Origin of the sequence: uncultured Bacteroides sp., assembly GCF_910586915.1 — a bacterium.
Lineage (GTDB): Bacteria > Bacteroidota > Bacteroidia > Bacteroidales > Bacteroidaceae > Bacteroides.
In genome coordinates, this window is sequence record NZ_CAJULN010000012.1 from 1 (window position 1) to 16,565 (window position 16,565).

Sequence of the window (16,565 nt, forward strand, 5' to 3'; positions counted from 1 at the left end):
CACTACGCAAAGTCAACTCACTCCGGTCGGTCTCATTGTCGTCATAAGCATAGAGGCCTGCCACCTGGCGGAGCGCTGCATCACTTTGTACCCGGACAAAATCTTCAAAGGCATTCATCCGCCCGGCAACAGTCACAGTCATTTGCCCGCTTCCTCGAGTATCCGCCATTGTTTGTGCATCAATTTCAAACATTGCTTTATAGGTATCTTTCAGTTTCCATACAAGCACCAGACCTATCAAAATAGGATTACCGATTTTATCGTTAACTTTAATAGGTTCCACATCCAAGTTACGGGCACGCAAAGACAACTTCTTTTTATTCATAAAAGGATTCACCCAGAAAAATCCCGTTTCGGTAAACGTACCTTTATATTTTCCGAAGAATACCATGACACGAGCTTCGTTCGGCTCTTGCGAGAAATAACCCGGAATCATCAGAATTACCAAAACTATAAAGAACAATAACAGGAACAACAGAAGTATGCTTCCTTTGAAAAGCACAAAACTCACAACAGCCAGTAAAGGCAATACAATAACATGAAAGAACAAGGCTAAAAAGCCGTTTACAACTGCATCGTTGTACTTAATTTCTTTGGTATTCATAGCACTATAATTTGATATTATTTTGATATCACAAATATATTAAACCTCAAATCAAAAAAGCAAATAAACAAAGAGTTTTCTTTCATCGTAAAGTACATTTTTAACTAAAGAACACCACTTTATTCAATTTATTCGTATTTTTGCAAGATACGAACCCGAATTTATTAAAAGCAAAATATAAAAACACACTAATATGAGAAAGATAAGTTTAGCACTGCTTGCCTGCCTTCTCTGCCTGACCGAAATGGCGCAAGGCTCAAAGGCACTTGATTTAAAAGACATCACTTCCGGACGTTTCCGGCCGGAAAACATTCAAGGAGTCACCCCCACCCCCGACGGCGAACACTACACACAGATGAACGCCAAAGGCACACAAATCATTAAATACTCTTTCAAAACCGGTGAAAAGGTAGAGGTTATCTTTGATGTAAATACTGCACGCGAATGTGACTTCAAGAACTTCGATAGTTATCAGTTCTCGCCCGACGGTCAGAAATTGCTGATTGCCACCAAGACAACTCCGATTTACCGGCATTCTTACACAGCCGTACATTATATCTATCCTTTGAAACGAAACGAAAAGGGCGTTACGACAAATAACATTATTGAAAAACTGTCTGATGGGGGTCCTCAACAGGTTCCTGTTTTTTCTCCGGACGGAACGATGATTGCTTTTGTCCGTGAAAACAATATCTTCCTCGTGAAACTGCTTTATGGTAACAGCGAAAGTCAAGTGACCGAAGACGGCAAACCGAATTCCATTATCAACGGTATCCCCGACTGGGTGTACGAAGAGGAGTTCAGTTTCAACCGTGCTTTGGAATTCAGTGCAGACAATACGCAGATTGCCTTTATCCGTTTCGATGAATCGGAAGTTCCCTCTTACACATTCCCGGTATTTGCCGGACAGGCTCCACACTTCGATATTCTCAGAGATTATCCGGGAACATATACGTATAAATACCCGAAAGCAGGCTATCCGAACTCGAAAGTAGAAGTACGCACGTATGACATCAAATCGCGCGTCACCCGTACTATGAAACTTCCGTTGGATGCAGATGGATATATTCCCCGTATCCGTTTCACCAAAGATGCCAACAAGTTGGCAATCATGACGCTGAACCGTCATCAGGACCGTTTCGACCTGTACTTTGCCGACCCGCGCTCCACACTTTGTAAATTGGTATTGCGTGACGAGTCACCATATTATATTAAAGAAAATATTTTCGATAACATCAAATTCTATCCCGAATATTTCAGCCTGCTCAGCGAACGTGACGGTTACAGCCACCTTTACTGGTACAGCATGGGGGGAAACCTCATCAAAAAGGTGACAAACGGAAAGTTTGAAGTAAAAGACTTCTTAGGATATGACGAGACGGACGGTTCTTTCTACTACACAAGTAATGAAGAAAGCCCGTTGCGCAAAGCTGTCTACAAGACAGACAAGAAAGGTAAAAAGACCAAACTGTCTCAGCAGGTAGGAACAAACACTCCGTTGTTCAGCAAATCAATGAAATATTATATGAACAAGTTCACCAATCTGAATAATCCTATGGTGGTGACTTTGAATGATAATTCAGGCAAAACACTCAAGACATTGATTACAAACGACCAACTGAAACAGACCTTATCGGGCTATGCAATACCGCAAAAAGAATTCTTCACTTTCCAAACTACAGACGGTGTCACCTTGAACGGATGGATGATGAAACCTGTTGATTTCTCCGAATCAAACAAATATCCGGTATTGATGTTCCAGTATAGCGGTCCCGGTTCTCAACAGGTGTTGGACAACTGGAACATCAGTTGGGAAACTTATATGGCAAGCCGTGGTTTCATTGTGGTATGTGTGGACGGTCGCGGAACAGGCGGTCGCGGAGAAGTTTTTGAAAAATGTACATACCTGAAAATCGGAGTAAAAGAAGCCAGAGACCAGGTAGAAACCGCTCTTTACCTCGGCAAGCAACCTTATGTAGACAAAAATCGCATCGGTATTTGGGGATGGAGCTACGGCGGATATATGACATTGATGAGTATGAGTGAAGGAACGCCTGTGTTCAAAGCAGGAGTAGCCGTTGCCGCACCTACCGACTGGCGTTTCTACGATACGGTTTATACGGAACGTTTCATGCGTACTCCCAAAGAGAATTCCGAAGGTTACAAAGCATCTTCCGCTTTTACGCGTGCCGACAAACTGCATGGTAATTTGCTACTCGTACACGGTATGACAGATGACAACGTACACTTCCAGAACTGTGTCGAATACGCCGAACACTTAGTCCAGCTCGGCAAGCAGTTCGATATGCAGGTATATACCAACCGCAACCACGGCATATACGGTGGAAACACCCGCCATCATCTCTACACCCGATTGACCAACTTCTTCTTGAACAACCTGCAATGACGGACAGAGTACGCAAGCCCGAATGGCTGAAAATCAATATCGGTGCCAACGAACGGTACACCGAAACCAAACGGATAGTCGACTCCCACTGCCTGCATACCATATGCAGCAGTGGGCGTTGCCCCAATATGGGTGAGTGTTGGGGAAAAGGTACTGCCACTTTTATGATTGGCGGTGATATCTGCACCCGCAGTTGCAAGTTCTGTAACACACAGACCGGACGCCCGCATCCGTTGGATACCAACGAACCTACCCATGTAGCAGAATCCATTGCATTGATGAAACTGGACCACGCCGTTATCACTTCCGTAGACAGGGATGACCTCCCCGACTTAGGAGCGGAACATTGGGCACGTACCATCCGCGAAATCAAGCGCCTGAATCCCCAGACTACCATCGAAGTGCTGATACCCGACTTTCAAGGCAGAACGGAACTGATAGACCTTGTGATAGAATCTTGTCCCGACATCATTTCACATAATATGGAGACCGTGCGTCGTATCAGCCCCGTGGTGCGCAGCGCAGCCAATTATGACACGAGTTTACAGGTTATCGGACGCATCGCGTCCAAAGGAATCAAATCCAAAAGCAGTATCATGGTCGGTTTGGGCGAAACGCCTGAAGAAGTGGAAATATTGATGGATGATTTATTGGCAGTGGGTTGTCAGATTCTTACTATCGGACAATACCTGCAACCCAGCCACCGTCATTATCCAGTTGCGGAATACGTGACTCCGCAACAATTCGCCAAATACAAGACCATCGGTTTGGAAAAAGGATTCCACATCGTAGAGAGTGCTCCTCTTGTCCGTTCATCCTACCATGCAGAAAAACATATCCGTCCGTAAACAAAATACAGATACCATTTGTTCTATTAGCAGAACCGACAAATAAACAGAAAGCAGAGATGGAGCATAAAGGAAAACTTTCTTCCGTATTTAATATGTCATTGGGTTTTATCCCCGTTATTATTTCCATTATATTGTGTGAATTTATAACGCAAGACACAGCTATTTACATCGGTACGGGCATAGGTATCGTAGGCATAGGACTTTCTCATAAACCCAAAGGAATACTCATCCCGAACTTTATCCTGTATATAGTTACCGGGATAATGTCTCTATTGTCCTTAGCTGCACTTATTCCGGGAGATTATGTACCGGCAGGCGCACTTTCTCTGACATTGGAAGTGAGTGTCCTCATCCCGATGCTGATACTCTATATGCATAAGAAAAGAATTATCACCCATTTCACGAAACATATAGACGGTTGCCACAGGCGTTTGTACCTGCAAGGAGCGGAAGCCGCCATCGTATCGGCACGCATCGCTTTAATTTTGGGCCTGCTGCATTTCGTCAGTATCAGTATCATGCTAATTTTCCAAGCCCCGCTAAGCGAAACGAGTACACTCATTCTCTATCAAATATTGCCCCCTACGGTCTTTGCCTTGAGCATTCTGTTCAATCAAACGGCTATCCATTTCTTCAATCACCTGATGTCTCACACGGAGTATGTACCCATCGTCAATACCAAAGGAGACGTAATCGGGAAAACACCCATCATGGAAGCAACCAATTACAAGAACGCTTACATCCATCCGGTAATAAGAATTGCCGTATCCACGCATGGAATGTTGTTTCTCTGCAACAGACCATCGACAGCTATTTTAGATAAGAATAAAGCAGATATTCCAATGGAGTGCTATCTTCGCTACGGAGAATCCCTGACAGCAGGTGCTACCCGCCTGATGCATCATGCACTTCCGCAACTCAAAGAGGTCAAACCGAAATTCAACATCGCCTATCACTTCGAGAATAGAGTAACCAACCGACTTATCTACCTGTTCATCCTCGATTTGGATGATGATTCCGTGCTCTGTACTCCCCGCTTTAAGAACAGCAAACTGTGGAGTTTCAAGCAAATTGAGGAGAACTTAGGCAAAGGGTTCTTTAGCAGTTGTTTTGAAGAAGAGTACGAGCATCTGAAAAATGTTATTTGTATAAGAGAAAAATACAAGGAATCTTAGACAAATCGGGCACGTGTCCTTTCCATTCTTTCACCGTACGCGTCTGTATATACTCTCCTTCACAGGTGATATTGGCAGCAATGCAGAGTTTGGTCTGCGGACGGCAGTTCTGCAAAATATCCTCTACCATTTTGTGATTCCTGTAAGGAGTCTCGATAAAGAGTTGCGTCTGGTTCTCGGCATACACACGCTGTTCCAATGCTTTCAGTTTCTTCGCACGCTCTCCCGGCTCAATGGGCAGATAGCCGTGAAATGCAAAACTCTGACCGTTGAAGCCCGAACCCATCACGGAGAGAATAATGGAAGAAGGCCCAACCAATGGAACTACCTTCAGTTTTTTGCGTTGCGCAATGGCCACCACATCGGCACCCGGATCGGCAACAGCCGGACAACCGGCTTCAGAGATGACTCCCATTGAAGCACCGTTTATCAAAGGTTTCAGATAACCGGAGATATCTTCGGGGGAAGTATGCTTGTTCAGCGGATAAAACGTAAGCGCATCAATATCAATCTTCCGGTCTACCTTTTTCAAGAAACGACGGGCAGAACGGACATCTTCGACTATGAAATACCGGATAGCAGAGATGATTTCCTTATTATAAGAGGGCAATACCTTTTCGATAGGTGTATCGCCTAAAGTGACGGGCAACAAATAGAGGGCGGTTTCCACTTTTTGAATTGAGAATTAAAAATTGAGAAATAAGAGAGAGAAACGATTCAGGAAGCCAAGTAGCCGGATTCACTCAGCATGACATGGTAGTCGGTAAATTCCAAAAGCTCTTTCAACTTCATGTCCTTATGCCTGTGCATATATGCGGCAACGATTCTCGTGCCTATCCATGTACCTATCAATGACGGAGCCTGTACGCCGAACATTTCGACAGCCGGAGCCGGTTTCATATAATAGCGGATTACCATCGGGTCGCGCGCACTCAAGTGCCCATTGGAACATACATACTCCCAAATAGCTTTCTCATTCTCCTTGCACCAGCCGTTTTCTTCTTTCGAATATCCCATCGCCTCACCGCCGTTATTGCATCCCAAGAGATGCTGCACTACATAATTGATTTTACCGGCGTGCATCATCAAGTCGGCAAGACAAGTTCCTTCGTGATAATCCATATCATAACGGCTCAGGAGATAGAACACGAAACAATCCGGCACGATTCGTTCGGGACGCATGGAGCGACATTGGTAGTCGTAATAAAAACGCTTGTAAAGCGGGTAGTCCTCGCCCATGTATTTGTCGAGACTGATGCCGAGCAAGGAGTCGACCAGCACTATCGATTCATTGAATGCTGATATTTGCGAATAGATTAGCGGCACTTGGGTATCGGGCACTTCCTTTTTCAATTTCCTGAAGCCTTTGGTCAGCCCCTTTTCCACCTCGTTCAAATTAGGGAACTTGGTTTCCACATCCGCCATCAGACGCACCAGTGTCGTATCCGAATAGAATTTTTGCAGACGTTGCGAAATCGTATCATCGCCCACCGTACCGATAGCTAACACATCTTCTATCAGAATCTTCGTGGGCTGGCGATAATCCATCGACAACTTCTGCATAGCCGAAAAGCTGTTGGAACGAACATATTCGCTCAACAGCTTATCGTATCTCAGAACAGAAATCTCCTCTTCTTTCTGCTCCGTACCTTTTCCTGTGCTTAACCCACAGGCGGCGAAAAGCATACTTATTAAAATGAAAAGAAGAGAAATCCGTCGTTTCATAATTTATTATCCGTAAATGATGTTACCATTTTCGTCCTTGTACTCATCGAGTCCTTTCTCGTAAGTAGCCATCGCACGGAGGCTCATCCCCACACTGGAAAATCCGCCGTCGTGGAAGAGGTTCTGCATGGTCACCTTGCGGGTGAGGTCGGAGAACATCACGATGCAATAGTCGGCACATTCGTCGGCACTCGCATTTCCAAGCGGAGACATACGGTTGGCAAAATCAAACAGTTTGTCCATGCCTTTCACACCCGAGCCGGCTGTGGTAAACGTAGGCGACTGTGAAATGGTATTCACACGCACATTGTGCTCGCGTCCGTAGATGTAACCGAAACTACGTGCAATGGATTCCAGCAAAGCCTTTGCATCTGCCATATCGTTGTAACCGTAGAATGTACGCTGTGCAGCCACATAGCTCAAGGCTACGATTGAACCGTATTCGGCGATAGCGTTCAACTTCTTGGCAGCCTGAATCATTTTGTGGAATGATACAGCCGAAATATCCAATGTCTTATCCAACATTCCATAGTCAAGGTCATCGTAAGTACGTTTCTTGCGTACGTTGGGAGACATACCGATAGAGTGGAGCACAAAGTCAATCGGTCCGCCCAATATGTCCATCGAGGTCTTGAATACATTCGACAACTCTTCTACATTGGTAGCATCGGCCGGAACAACCTGACAATTCAGTTTTTCGGCCAAAGCGTTGACTTCTCCCATACGGATAGCCATCGGAGTATTTGATAATGTAATTGTCGCACCTTCTTCTACAGCACGCTCTGCCACTTTCCAGGCGATAGACTGGTCATTGAGAGCACCGAAGATAATACCTCTTTTTCCTTTCAACAAGTTGTAACTCATATTTTCTAATAGTTAAATTTTGTGCAAAGATAGCATCTTTTCTGCATAAAATCATGAGAAGTGTGCAAATTATAGGCGGAAATGCCAAAAAATACAGGTATTCTATCAATTAGTCCACATCGCTTTTGAGGTTCGCTTCTATCTTTGCGTTCGAAAAAACATATGAAAAACAAGAATGATTATCTACTGAAAGTAGAGTATATATACCCTGAAAATCGGTCATACCGGGAGTGAAAACAGCAGATAATCATCACAAAAAAGGAAGATGTATAACCCGATAGAAAAAATAGATTATTAAATGAACACATTGACAAAAAGAGTCCTTTGGATGACCGTATGCTGTTTGCCCTTCGCAATAGGATGTAAGTCTGGCGAGAAAGCAACTGGCGACAACACAACGGACAACGCCATTTATCAAAACCTGCCTTTCGATATGCCGAAAGTGCAACAACCGGATTTCCCGGCCTACGAAGTAAGCATTACAGATTTCGGAGCCAAAGGGGACGGCCTGTTCCTGAATACGAAAGCCATCAACGATGCCATCAAGGACGTACACCGGCACGGCGGAGGCAAAGTGATTATTCCGGAAGGTATCTGGCTGACCGGTCCTGTCGAACTGCTGAGCAATGTAAATCTTCATACGGAGCGGAACTCACTGGTGCTCTTCACCGGAGATTTCGGAGCATACCCCATCATCGCCACCTCGTTTGAAGGGCTGGAAACCCGCCGTTGCCAATCGCCGATTTCAGCACGCAACGCGGAGAATATCGCCATCACGGGATATGGCACATTCGACGGTAACGGTGACTGCTGGCGTCCGGTGAAGAAAGGCAAGCTGACCGCTTCCCAATGGAAGAAGTTGGTGAATTCGGGCGGTGTGCTCGATGAGAAGCAGGAGATATGGTATCCCACGGCCGGTTCGCTGAAAGGAGCTATGGCCTGCAAAGATTTCAATGTACCCGAAGGTATCCATACGGACGAAGGATGGGCCGAAATCCGTCCCTGGTTGCGTCCGGTGTTGCTCAGCATTGTGAAAAGCAAGAAAGTACTGTTGGAGGGCGTGACTTTCAAAAACTCTCCGAGCTGGTGTCTGCATCCGTTATCCTGCGAAGATTTGACTGTGAACAATATCATGGTTATCAATCCCTGGTATTCTCAGAATGGCGACGCCATCGACTTGGAATCTTGCAAGAATGCACTGATTATGAACAGTGTGTTTGATGCGGGAGACGACGCTATCTGTATCAAGTCGGGCAAGGATGAAGACGGTCGCCGTCGTGGAGAACCTTGTCAGAATGTGATTGTGAAGAACAATACGGTATTGCACGGACATGGCGGATTTGTTGTGGGCAGTGAAATGTCCGGCGGCGTGAAGAATATCTATGTGGAAGACTGCACATTCATGGGAACGGATGTAGGTTTGCGCTTCAAGAGTACCCGCGGACGCGGCGGTGTGGTGGAAAACATCTACATCAACCACATCAATATGATTAACATTCCAAACGAACCGTTGCTATTCGACCTGTTCTACGGCGGAAAAGGCGCCGGAGAAGAATCGGAAGAGGATTTGCTGAACCGTATGAAAACAGCTATCCCGCCGGTAACGGAAGAGACGCCGGCATTCCGCAACATCCATATCTCAAACATCGTATGCCGAGGTTCGGGACGGGCGATGTTCTTCAACGGTCTGCCGGAAATGCCGATTAGCAACATCACCGTCAAAGACGTCGTGATAACGGAAGCTACGGATGGTGTCGTCATCAGCCAAGCAGACGGGGTTACGCTGGAGAATATCCATGTAGAATCTTCAAAAGGCAACCACATACTGAATGCTAAGAATGCCAAGAACCTGACCGTAAACGGAAAGATTTACGAAACAGTAGGAGCGAAAGGAGAGATTCTAAAGCTCAAATAAGATTCACTCAAAAGAAAGAAAAAGAAAACCACAATATCATTATATAGAGTAAAAAGCTCAAAAAGCAGACTATTTTATCTTCAAAAGATAGAGAGTCTGCTTTTTTTTCAACTATTTTTGCGGCGTGAAATATCACGTATAATATCAGCCTTAGAATCATGAAAAAGAATCTTTTCATCATCGCTTTCCTTTTAGGAAGTTTCAGCCTGCCGGCTTGGGGGCAAAGACAGGAAAAGAGCATTACGGTCGAAGTACACAACCATTGGAATCAGGCACGAACGGATGCTCCGGTTGTTGTCAATCTGGGCGAATTGCACGCAGGCTTCAAAATCAAGTCTGCCGTTGTCATGGAAGGGACGAATGAGATACCCTCGCAACTTGACGATTTGGACAGGGACAGAAAGATGGACGAACTTGCCTTTGTAGCCGACTTTCCCGCTCATGGCACAAAGACGTTCCAAGTCACGCTCTCTTCGGAAAAGAGCACGGCCAGTTATCCCGAACGGGTGTATGCCGATATGTTCATCGCAGACCACCGTAAAGGGAAGCATCAACGGGTGCAGGCTATTACAGTTCCCGGTACCAGCAATATATATAGTATGGTACGTCCTCACGGTCCGGTTCTGGAATCGGAGTTGGTAGGCTACCGCCTCTACTTCAATGAGAAACAGACACCCGATATTTACGGCAAATTCAACAAGGGGCTGGAAATCAAGGAATCTCAGTTCTATCCTACGGATGCCCAATTGACCAAAGGATTCGGCGACGATGTGCTTCGTGTGTTCGACAGTTGCGGCCCGGGTGCGCTGAAAGGTTGGGACGGACAGAAAGCAACCCACATCACTCCGGTAGAAACCCGCACGGAACGCATCCTCTCTTACGGTCCGGTGCGTGCGGTTGCGGAAATTGAAGTAACCGGATGGCAGTATCAGGGGAAGGAATTAAATATGACGACACGCTACACACTTTACGCGGGACATCGCGACTTGCATATCGAAGCCTTCTTTGACGATCCACTCGATAAAGAGGTGTTCTGCACAGGTGTGCAAGACATCGCAGGTACTTCCCAGTCTTTCTCCAACCATAAAGGTCTGGTGGGAAGCTGGGGAACGGACTGGCCCGTAAACGACACGGTGAAGTATGCCAAAGAGACCGTAGGATTGGGCACTTGCATCCCTCAGCGCTATGTGAAGTCAGAAGAGAAAGATAAAGCAAACTTCCTCTACACAATCGCCGCTCCGGGAAACAACCGTTTCCACTATCATACGACTTTCACATCCACGAAGGAGACTTTCGGCTATAAGACTCCGGAAGCATGGTTCGCTTATCTCCGCAAATGGAAAGAAGAACTGGCTCACCCAGTGACTGTAAAAGTGAAAATGGAAGAATAGATTTTGAATCACCGATTTTCAACCGTCAAACAAAAAAACTTAATGAAGAAATTAGCAATATTCGACTTGGATGGTACATTGCTGAATACCATCGCCGACCTGGCACACAGTACCAACTACGCTTTAAATAAATTGGGATACCCCACGCACGATGTGGAGAAGTATAATTTCATGGTAGGAAACGGTATCAACAAACTCTTTGAACGTGCCCTGCCCGATGGAGAAAAAAACGAAGAAAACGTACTTCGTGTAAGAAAGGAGTTCATTCCTTACTATAATCTCCACAATGCAGACGACAGCCGCCCCTATCCGGGTATCTCCGAACTTTTATCTTGTTTGCAATCTGCCGGTATCCGGCTTGCCGTAGCTTCCAACAAGTATCACGCAGCTACCGAGAAACTGATAGCCCATTACTTCCCCGAAATCCGTTTCATTGCCGTTTTCGGCCAACGGGAAGGAGTGAACGTAAAGCCCGACCCGACCATAGTCTTTGATATTTTGAAATTGGCCGATGTGGAAAAAAAAGATGTGCTCTACGTAGGCGATTCGGGGGTCGATATGCAAACAGCCGCCAATGCCGGCGTCACAGCTTGCGGTGTTACGTGGGGATTCCGTCCACGGACGGAATTGGAAGGGTTCAGTCCGGCTTATATCGTAGATACAGCCAGAGAGATTGAGAAATTAATTCTTTAATATCAGAAGTGCCGGACAAAGGGTATACAATAACTTCGGAGGTGTCAAAACATTGATTTAAGCATCATCCGTCTGCCGTACCCACCGGTACGGTTTACCTTTTTTCAACTCCAACTCTTCTTTCATCCCATCGTGTGCCCATTCCAAAGTCTCGTCAGCAACGGTATGGATGGTAAACGACTCAAGCCTGCTTGCTTTCCAACAGATGTCCAGTGTGTGCCCGCCGTAAATGCGCATTCCTTTGAGCGAACCATCGGGGAATCCGACAGGCCAAGCGGGCAAGAATTCGATATGTCCCGCTTTGGTAAACACCAACATCTCCATCAGCAAACGGGGAAAGCTCAATATGGCGTCGAGATTAAAGATGGCGCGGGTCGTTGTAATGAGCCACGATAAATCCGCGGCATCCCAAATAATTGCGGTCGTTCAGCCGCCATCCCGGCAAGAGGGTTTCTATGTGCCGGTTGTAGCTCTCAGTACATTCGGGCAGATTGCTCATCGTCGTAGCAGATATAGCAAGATTAAGGTTGGAATCCCAGACAAATCCTCCAATCCACGCCGGATTCCATCCGCCACTCCATATTCCCTGCAAAGGAGGAGGAAATTTTCCACACGAAGAAATCAGCAGATAACGCCCCACGGCATGAAGCTGTTCAAGAAACAAGGGAGTTATTCCCGTCTTTTTGATTTGTGTCAACAGTTGTTCGGTAGGTGTCACTGCCCATTGTTCGCCACATCCTAAGTCCAACTGCATACAGCGGAACAGCTCGCCGTGCTTTTGCGCATGAGGCCGCAACAATTTGTCATAGTTTACAGCCAATTTATCCAGTCCGGCCTTGATTGCATCCAATGAAGCATTTCGCACATCTTCCTGCGAGACAATACTCACAACAATTAATACTTCTTCCGCATTTCTGACCACCAACGATTTACCTTTCGCCTGTATGCTTCCTCCTTTCAAAGTAACCTTCGCCACCCCGTCATATCCGCCGAAATCTTTATCATATGCGGCATGATAAGTGAGCCAATGTCCGAAGGCTTCCCGATTCACCTCAGAGAAAGCGTGCTCCAAATCGTATTCAAAATGTTCTCCTTTCCGCCCAGGAGTTTCCTCCAGGCTAAGTTCCACATTTATTTTCGCGCTCTTGGTTGCTTTCAGACGAATGACATTCACATTGTCTTTCCTCGACGAAAACACCGACTCTGTAAAACTCCCTGCTTCCTGTTTCCAAGCAACTGTAGCTTCTCCGGTCTCCAAGTTCAAATTCCGTCGGTAATCTGTCACCGGCAATGACGATTTTTCCAACGGACGGATGCAAAGAACGAAAGCCGGATGCGGGATTAACGGCCATCTTTGATTGGCGCCCATCGCACGCAATTGCCTGTCCGCCTCATCTGTCAGCATACGAGCCGCTTCATCCGATTTGCCTTCTGCCATCAGTTGACGGACATATGGCATCAACGGAGCTGTATACGGAACAGTCACTTTATGTCTGTCCCATCCACGGATAAACAGTTCTTCGTGCACACAAGTGATTCGTTCTTCCTGCGAACGCCCCACGATTAGACTGCCGGTCTTTCCATTACCGGTCACAAAGGCATCCTCCCATTGCTGTGCCGGACTCTTCGACCACCTCGTCCACATTGCCATACACCATAACCGTATCGGACAACACTTCGTCTCTATAGGCCGGAATAAAAAGTTCATAAGACATCTTTCCCGAAGGGAGCGGCGTACCTTCCTCCATTTGTGTACGGAAGAAAGAGAGACTGAACTTAGGCAGCCTGAAGATATCTGCCACACCGCTATAACAGATATTGTCGCAACATCCCTGGTTGTAGTCATACATACTCCACACCGCATCGCCCATCGTCTTCGGATAATACGCCCGGTAACGGTTGTGCGACCACTGCGCATTCCATGCGTTCTGTAGCTGGGCCTTTTCTCCGTCTCCCCTTCTGATACGCGTTGTGCTGTAATGTCCGCCAAATTCATAATCGTAATACTCACGTATGAATCCCGGCTTGCCACTGTTATTGGAACGATTGAACCCTTCCGCCCAATCATTGTAGCATACATCGAACCCGTTGTAACCATACGAATCGCCCGACGTGAAACATTGGTCGCCCGGCAATTCTTCGTGGGCTATCCGCACCACTCCGTCTTTCCATTCTGCCGGAGGCCACGATTCGTTAAGGGTTGTTTCCCATATCACAACAGACGGATGATTGCGGTCGCGCCGAATCATGTCGCGTACATCCCGGTGCGTGAGCGATATGAACAACGGGGTCTTATTGAAAAACTGCCACCCGGGTATCGGTTCTATGGCAAGAAGCCCCAATTCATCGCAAGCATCCAATGCGGCGACAGTCTGCGGATAATGTCCTAAACGGACAATGTTGAACACGTTGCAACGAATCTGATACATATCGCGGTATTGTGCCCGGTCGGAAATGGCATTACCTACATGCGGATATTCCATGTGCCGATTGCTGCCCACCAGTCTCAACGGTTTGCCGTTGAGGACAAATCCTTTCTCAATGCTCATCTCCATGCGGCGTATACCAATCCGTTTTTCCTCCTTGTCCACCACTTTCCCGTTTTCAATCACTTCCGTCGAGAGCACATACAGATTCGGGGCATCGGGACTCCACAAAGCGGGGTTTTTCACCTCCATACTCTGTCTGCTTTCTACCGAAGCACCGCGATTCACAGTGAGCGTTTCCGAAATGGTTTGTATCCTTTTGTCCTTTCCGTTTCTTCCACGTATAAAGCGTGTGTCTGAGTTCCACCGTTTTGTCTTTACCGGAAGTATTGGCAATCGCTGTCTTCACCTCCACTTCCGATACCTTCTGCGACACCTTCGGATAAGTGATGAAAACACCGCCTCCCGCCGGACGCCCGTCAAAGATGGGATGGGTAATATGCACATCGGCTTTGGTTATCAAATGTACATTCCGATAAATTCCCCCATAATAGCAAAAGTCCAAAGCCTCCAACGGTTTTCCGGGAGGAATCAACGGATTGTTGCGGTTGTCCAGCCTGACCAACAGTTCATTCTCCTCTCCGGCTTTCAGCAATCCGGTAGCGTCCGCAACAAACGGGGTGTACCCTCCGGCGTGCTGCATGACGTGCTTGCCGTTTATCCATACATCCGCCAGGTGCATGGCTCCTTCAAACTCTATCCAAAGGTGCTTCCTCTCCTCTTCCGGCGCAATTGTTATCATTTTCTTGTAATAGCAGACGCCTTGCCATTGGTGCAGCACGGTCAACGGTTCCACAAACGGCGTATGCGGAAGGGCGACTCGCTCCCATTGCTTGTGCTCCAACTGTTGCAGCTCCGCGTTCAACGTCTGTTGCGGAACAGCCAGTTCGCTATCCGCATCCATATGCTGCACATTGTATTGCGAACTCCAACCGATTCCCTGATTCCTTATTTCCGCCTTCGACGTTTCGTCCGAGATGCGGCAAAACTGCCAGTCGCGGTTGATACAGCACTTTTGCGCAAGCCCCGGAGTTACGAAGCCAAGCGCAAACAGCAGCAGTAAAAAATAAAATCCGTTACAATTCATCATTCTGTCTTCGATAGGTTATTGAATTCGATATTATCTTCTTCCATAGACCAATGTTTTGGTGGTGTTTGCCAATTCGCTCATGCAGCCTTCATACCATCCGGCTCCCCAGCCGTCGGCAAACAGTCCGTCTTTGGTGACACGGGCAAACATATGTTTTTTGGGGCGGCGATTGTACTTGTCCAATCCCATGAGTTCATGCTCCAACCCCACGATATCGTCATAGTTCTGTATCAGTTTTCCTAAATTGTCGCAGTGAGTCTTTACGCTGTTCACTCCAAACACTAGATTCACCCAGTCGCCTTTGATGTCTATGCAACCATACGTGGCTTTGTCCAACAGCCCGCGCCAGTCGGCCGATGCATCCCAGTGCTTGTCGTAGTATCCGTTCACGGTGCCCGAGGCAATGTGCAATTTCAGTTCCAGCGCTGTTTTCCAGTTCGGGGTATAATACTCTACATAACTCAATCCTCTCTGCGCAATCCTCAATTTGTTGATGCCCTCCCTCAAAGGATAGGAAGTAGGGTCGGGTGTACGCTTTCCATAATTGACGGCGTCGAAATCGTACACTTTCAGCGCCACACGTTCACCGTGCGTATTGCCCACTATCACAATAGCCTCCTCTCCGTCTTTAAAATAAATGCCGGTAGGGTTTTCAAACGGATTATATCTGCCTGTCTTCATTTCCGCCGCCAAATCATTGAGTTCGCGGTAAGGCTGATACGCCTGCACGCGATATGTCAGGTCGTACATCTTGTCGTACAGGCTTTGCGCTATGCTTCTGAAAGTTACAGAGGCATTGCCCGCTCGAAAACGTTGCATACACACGCATGAACCTTATATAAAACTAATCTTTTTCCTACGATGGTCTGTCAGTTGCAATACGAATGTCTGTCGGTTTTCTTTCTGAAATTTATTCGTCTGACTATAGTGACCGTTTCGTCTGACTATAGTCAGACGAAAGAAACACTACAGTCAGACGCAAGTTCAACTATAGTCAGACGAATAAATGTATGCATCCCGACCGTTAGTCTGTAGGCAACGGAAAATTAAATCGTAGGCAATTCTCCGCTAACCGATAGGCTGAACGTATGCATCCGATGAGGTACACTATAAAAAATGGCTGTATCTCCTTTATTTTAATGTCAGTTCAATATATGAGAATATAGCGGTAATCGCTTAAATGTCATAATTGGACATTATAACATTTAAGCGATTACCGCTATACTCCTAATATTCTAAAGGATAAATTTAATTCTTAAGAGCCTGTTTAAATTTTCTTCAATAATAATTTTATTTCCGCTTTCTTTCTTGCTGATTCAGCACTTTTGTTACATATTGCCACTCGGTTTCCGGTAAATCTGTCT

Annotated in this window: 15 protein-coding genes; 6 read left to right on the plus strand and 9 right to left on the minus strand. The window is 46.4% G+C overall.

What is annotated here, in order from left to right; all coding sequences use genetic code 11:
• On the minus strand, window positions 1-604 hold a 604-nt coding region (locus QZ331_RS06485; RefSeq protein WP_294629103.1), incomplete at its 3' end, for an SPFH domain-containing protein.
• Between the two features lie 193 nt (window positions 605-797).
• Here QZ331_RS06485 and QZ331_RS06490 point away from each other — a divergent pair.
• The 3 genes from QZ331_RS06490 to QZ331_RS06500 are packed head-to-tail and all read left to right on the plus strand — an operon-like array spanning window position 798 to window position 5,037.
• Window positions 798-3,011, plus strand: a complete 2,214-nt coding sequence (locus tag QZ331_RS06490; RefSeq protein WP_294629105.1) for a S9 family peptidase — start codon at window positions 798-800, stop codon at window positions 3,009-3,011.
• A complete protein-coding gene (gene lipA / locus QZ331_RS06495; RefSeq protein WP_294629107.1) occupies window positions 3,008-3,859 on the plus strand; it encodes a lipoyl synthase in 852 nt (283 codons plus the stop codon). The genes QZ331_RS06490 and lipA overlap by 4 nt, the downstream gene beginning before the upstream one ends.
• Before the next feature lie 59 nt (window positions 3,860-3,918).
• Window positions 3,919-5,037, plus strand: coding sequence for a hypothetical protein (locus tag QZ331_RS06500; RefSeq protein WP_294629109.1), 1,119 nt, complete (start codon window positions 3,919-3,921; stop codon window positions 5,035-5,037).
• Here QZ331_RS06500 and QZ331_RS06505 read toward each other — a convergent pair.
• From QZ331_RS06505 to QZ331_RS06515, 3 genes are read right to left on the minus strand one after another with little or no spacing between them, the layout of a single operon-like run.
• A complete protein-coding gene (locus QZ331_RS06505) occupies window positions 5,003-5,707 on the minus strand; it encodes an SAM-dependent methyltransferase (RefSeq protein ID WP_294629110.1) in 705 nt (234 codons plus the stop codon). The two genes, QZ331_RS06500 and QZ331_RS06505, sit on opposite strands and share 35 nt — an antisense overlap.
• A 47-nt stretch (window positions 5,708-5,754) precedes the next feature.
• Window positions 5,755-6,762, minus strand: coding sequence for a gliding motility lipoprotein GldB (locus QZ331_RS06510; RefSeq protein WP_294629111.1), 1,008 nt, complete (start codon window positions 6,760-6,762; stop codon window positions 5,755-5,757).
• Window positions 6,763-6,768: 6 nt separating this feature from the next.
• Window positions 6,769-7,626 (minus strand): enoyl-ACP reductase, encoded by an 858-nt coding sequence (locus QZ331_RS06515; protein ID WP_294629112.1) that lies wholly within the window; start codon window positions 7,624-7,626, stop codon window positions 6,769-6,771.
• 298 nt (window positions 7,627-7,924) lie between these two features.
• Between QZ331_RS06515 and QZ331_RS06520 the strand changes: the two genes are divergently transcribed.
• The 3 genes from QZ331_RS06520 (at window position 7,925) to QZ331_RS06530 (ending at window position 11,625) form a co-directional block, all read left to right on the plus strand.
• On the plus strand, window positions 7,925-9,541 hold the full coding sequence (locus QZ331_RS06520; RefSeq protein WP_294629113.1) for a glycoside hydrolase family 28 protein: 1,617 nt from the start codon (window positions 7,925-7,927) through the stop codon (window positions 9,539-9,541).
• A gap of 158 nt (window positions 9,542-9,699) precedes the next feature.
• Window positions 9,700-10,932 carry a DUF4861 domain-containing protein gene (locus QZ331_RS06525; protein WP_294629114.1) on the plus strand — a complete coding sequence of 411 codons (1,233 nt, stop codon included), beginning with the start codon at window positions 9,700-9,702 and terminating at the stop codon, window positions 10,930-10,932.
• 42 nt (window positions 10,933-10,974) lie between these two features.
• On the plus strand, window positions 10,975-11,625 hold the full coding sequence (locus QZ331_RS06530) for an HAD family hydrolase (protein WP_294629116.1): 651 nt from the start codon (window positions 10,975-10,977) through the stop codon (window positions 11,623-11,625).
• 57 nt (window positions 11,626-11,682) lie between these two features.
• Here QZ331_RS06530 and QZ331_RS06535 read toward each other — a convergent pair whose 3' ends face one another.
• The 5 genes from QZ331_RS06535 to QZ331_RS06555 are packed head-to-tail and all read right to left on the minus strand — an operon-like array spanning window position 11,683 to window position 16,020.
• Complete coding sequence (locus QZ331_RS06535) at window positions 11,683-11,970, minus strand: glycoside hydrolase family 95-like protein (RefSeq protein WP_294629118.1); 288 nt, start codon at window positions 11,968-11,970, stop codon at window positions 11,683-11,685.
• 13 nt (window positions 11,971-11,983) lie between these two features.
• Window positions 11,984-13,276 carry a glycoside hydrolase N-terminal domain-containing protein gene (locus QZ331_RS06540; RefSeq protein WP_294629120.1) on the minus strand — a complete coding sequence of 431 codons (1,293 nt, stop codon included), beginning with the start codon at window positions 13,274-13,276 and terminating at the stop codon, window positions 11,984-11,986.
• The gene (locus QZ331_RS06545) at window positions 13,209-14,303 is read right to left on the minus strand and encodes a glycoside hydrolase family 2 TIM barrel-domain containing protein (protein WP_294629122.1); all 1,095 of its coding nucleotides are present in this window, start codon (window positions 14,301-14,303) and stop codon (window positions 13,209-13,211) included. The genes QZ331_RS06540 and QZ331_RS06545 overlap by 68 nt, the downstream gene beginning before the upstream one ends.
• Window positions 14,230-15,201 (minus strand): sugar-binding domain-containing protein, encoded by a 972-nt coding sequence (locus tag QZ331_RS06550; protein ID WP_294629124.1) that lies wholly within the window; start codon window positions 15,199-15,201, stop codon window positions 14,230-14,232. Before QZ331_RS06550 ends, QZ331_RS06545 begins: the two co-directional genes overlap by 74 nt.
• A 30-nt stretch (window positions 15,202-15,231) precedes the next feature.
• Window positions 15,232-16,020: a M60 family peptidase N-terminal accessory domain-containing protein gene (locus QZ331_RS06555; protein ID WP_294629126.1), complete on the minus strand. Its 789-nt coding sequence runs from the start codon at window positions 16,018-16,020 to the stop codon at window positions 15,232-15,234.
• Window positions 16,021-16,565: the final 545 nt, after the last annotated feature.

Bases quoted from the DNA above. Each gene is read 5' to 3' on its own strand.
- QZ331_RS06490 (WP_294629105.1), top strand. From the start codon at position 798: ATGAGAAAGATAAGTTTAGCACTGCTTGCCTGCCTTCTCTGCCTGACC.
- lipA (WP_294629107.1), top strand. From the start codon at position 3,008: ATGACGGACAGAGTACGCAAGCCCGAATGGCTGAAAATCAATATCGGT.
- QZ331_RS06500 (WP_294629109.1), top strand. From the start codon at position 3,919: ATGGAGCATAAAGGAAAACTTTCTTCCGTATTTAATATGTCATTGGGT.
- QZ331_RS06510 (WP_294629111.1), bottom strand. From the start codon at position 6,762: ATGAAACGACGGATTTCTCTTCTTTTCATTTTAATAAGTATGCTTTTC.
- QZ331_RS06515 (WP_294629112.1), bottom strand. From the start codon at position 7,626: ATGAGTTACAACTTGTTGAAAGGAAAAAGAGGTATTATCTTCGGTGCT.
- QZ331_RS06520 (WP_294629113.1), top strand. From the start codon at position 7,925: ATGAACACATTGACAAAAAGAGTCCTTTGGATGACCGTATGCTGTTTG.
- QZ331_RS06525 (WP_294629114.1), top strand. From the start codon at position 9,700: ATGAAAAAGAATCTTTTCATCATCGCTTTCCTTTTAGGAAGTTTCAGC.
- QZ331_RS06530 (WP_294629116.1), top strand. From the start codon at position 10,975: ATGAAGAAATTAGCAATATTCGACTTGGATGGTACATTGCTGAATACC.
- QZ331_RS06540 (WP_294629120.1), bottom strand. From the start codon at position 13,276: ATGGCAATGTGGACGAGGTGGTCGAAGAGTCCGGCACAGCAATGGGAG.
- QZ331_RS06545 (WP_294629122.1), bottom strand. From the start codon at position 14,303: ATGGAGGTGAAAAACCCCGCTTTGTGGAGTCCCGATGCCCCGAATCTG.
- QZ331_RS06550 (WP_294629124.1), bottom strand. From the start codon at position 15,201: ATGATGAATTGTAACGGATTTTATTTTTTACTGCTGCTGTTTGCGCTT.
- QZ331_RS06555 (WP_294629126.1), bottom strand. From the start codon at position 16,020: ATGCAACGTTTTCGAGCGGGCAATGCCTCTGTAACTTTCAGAAGCATA.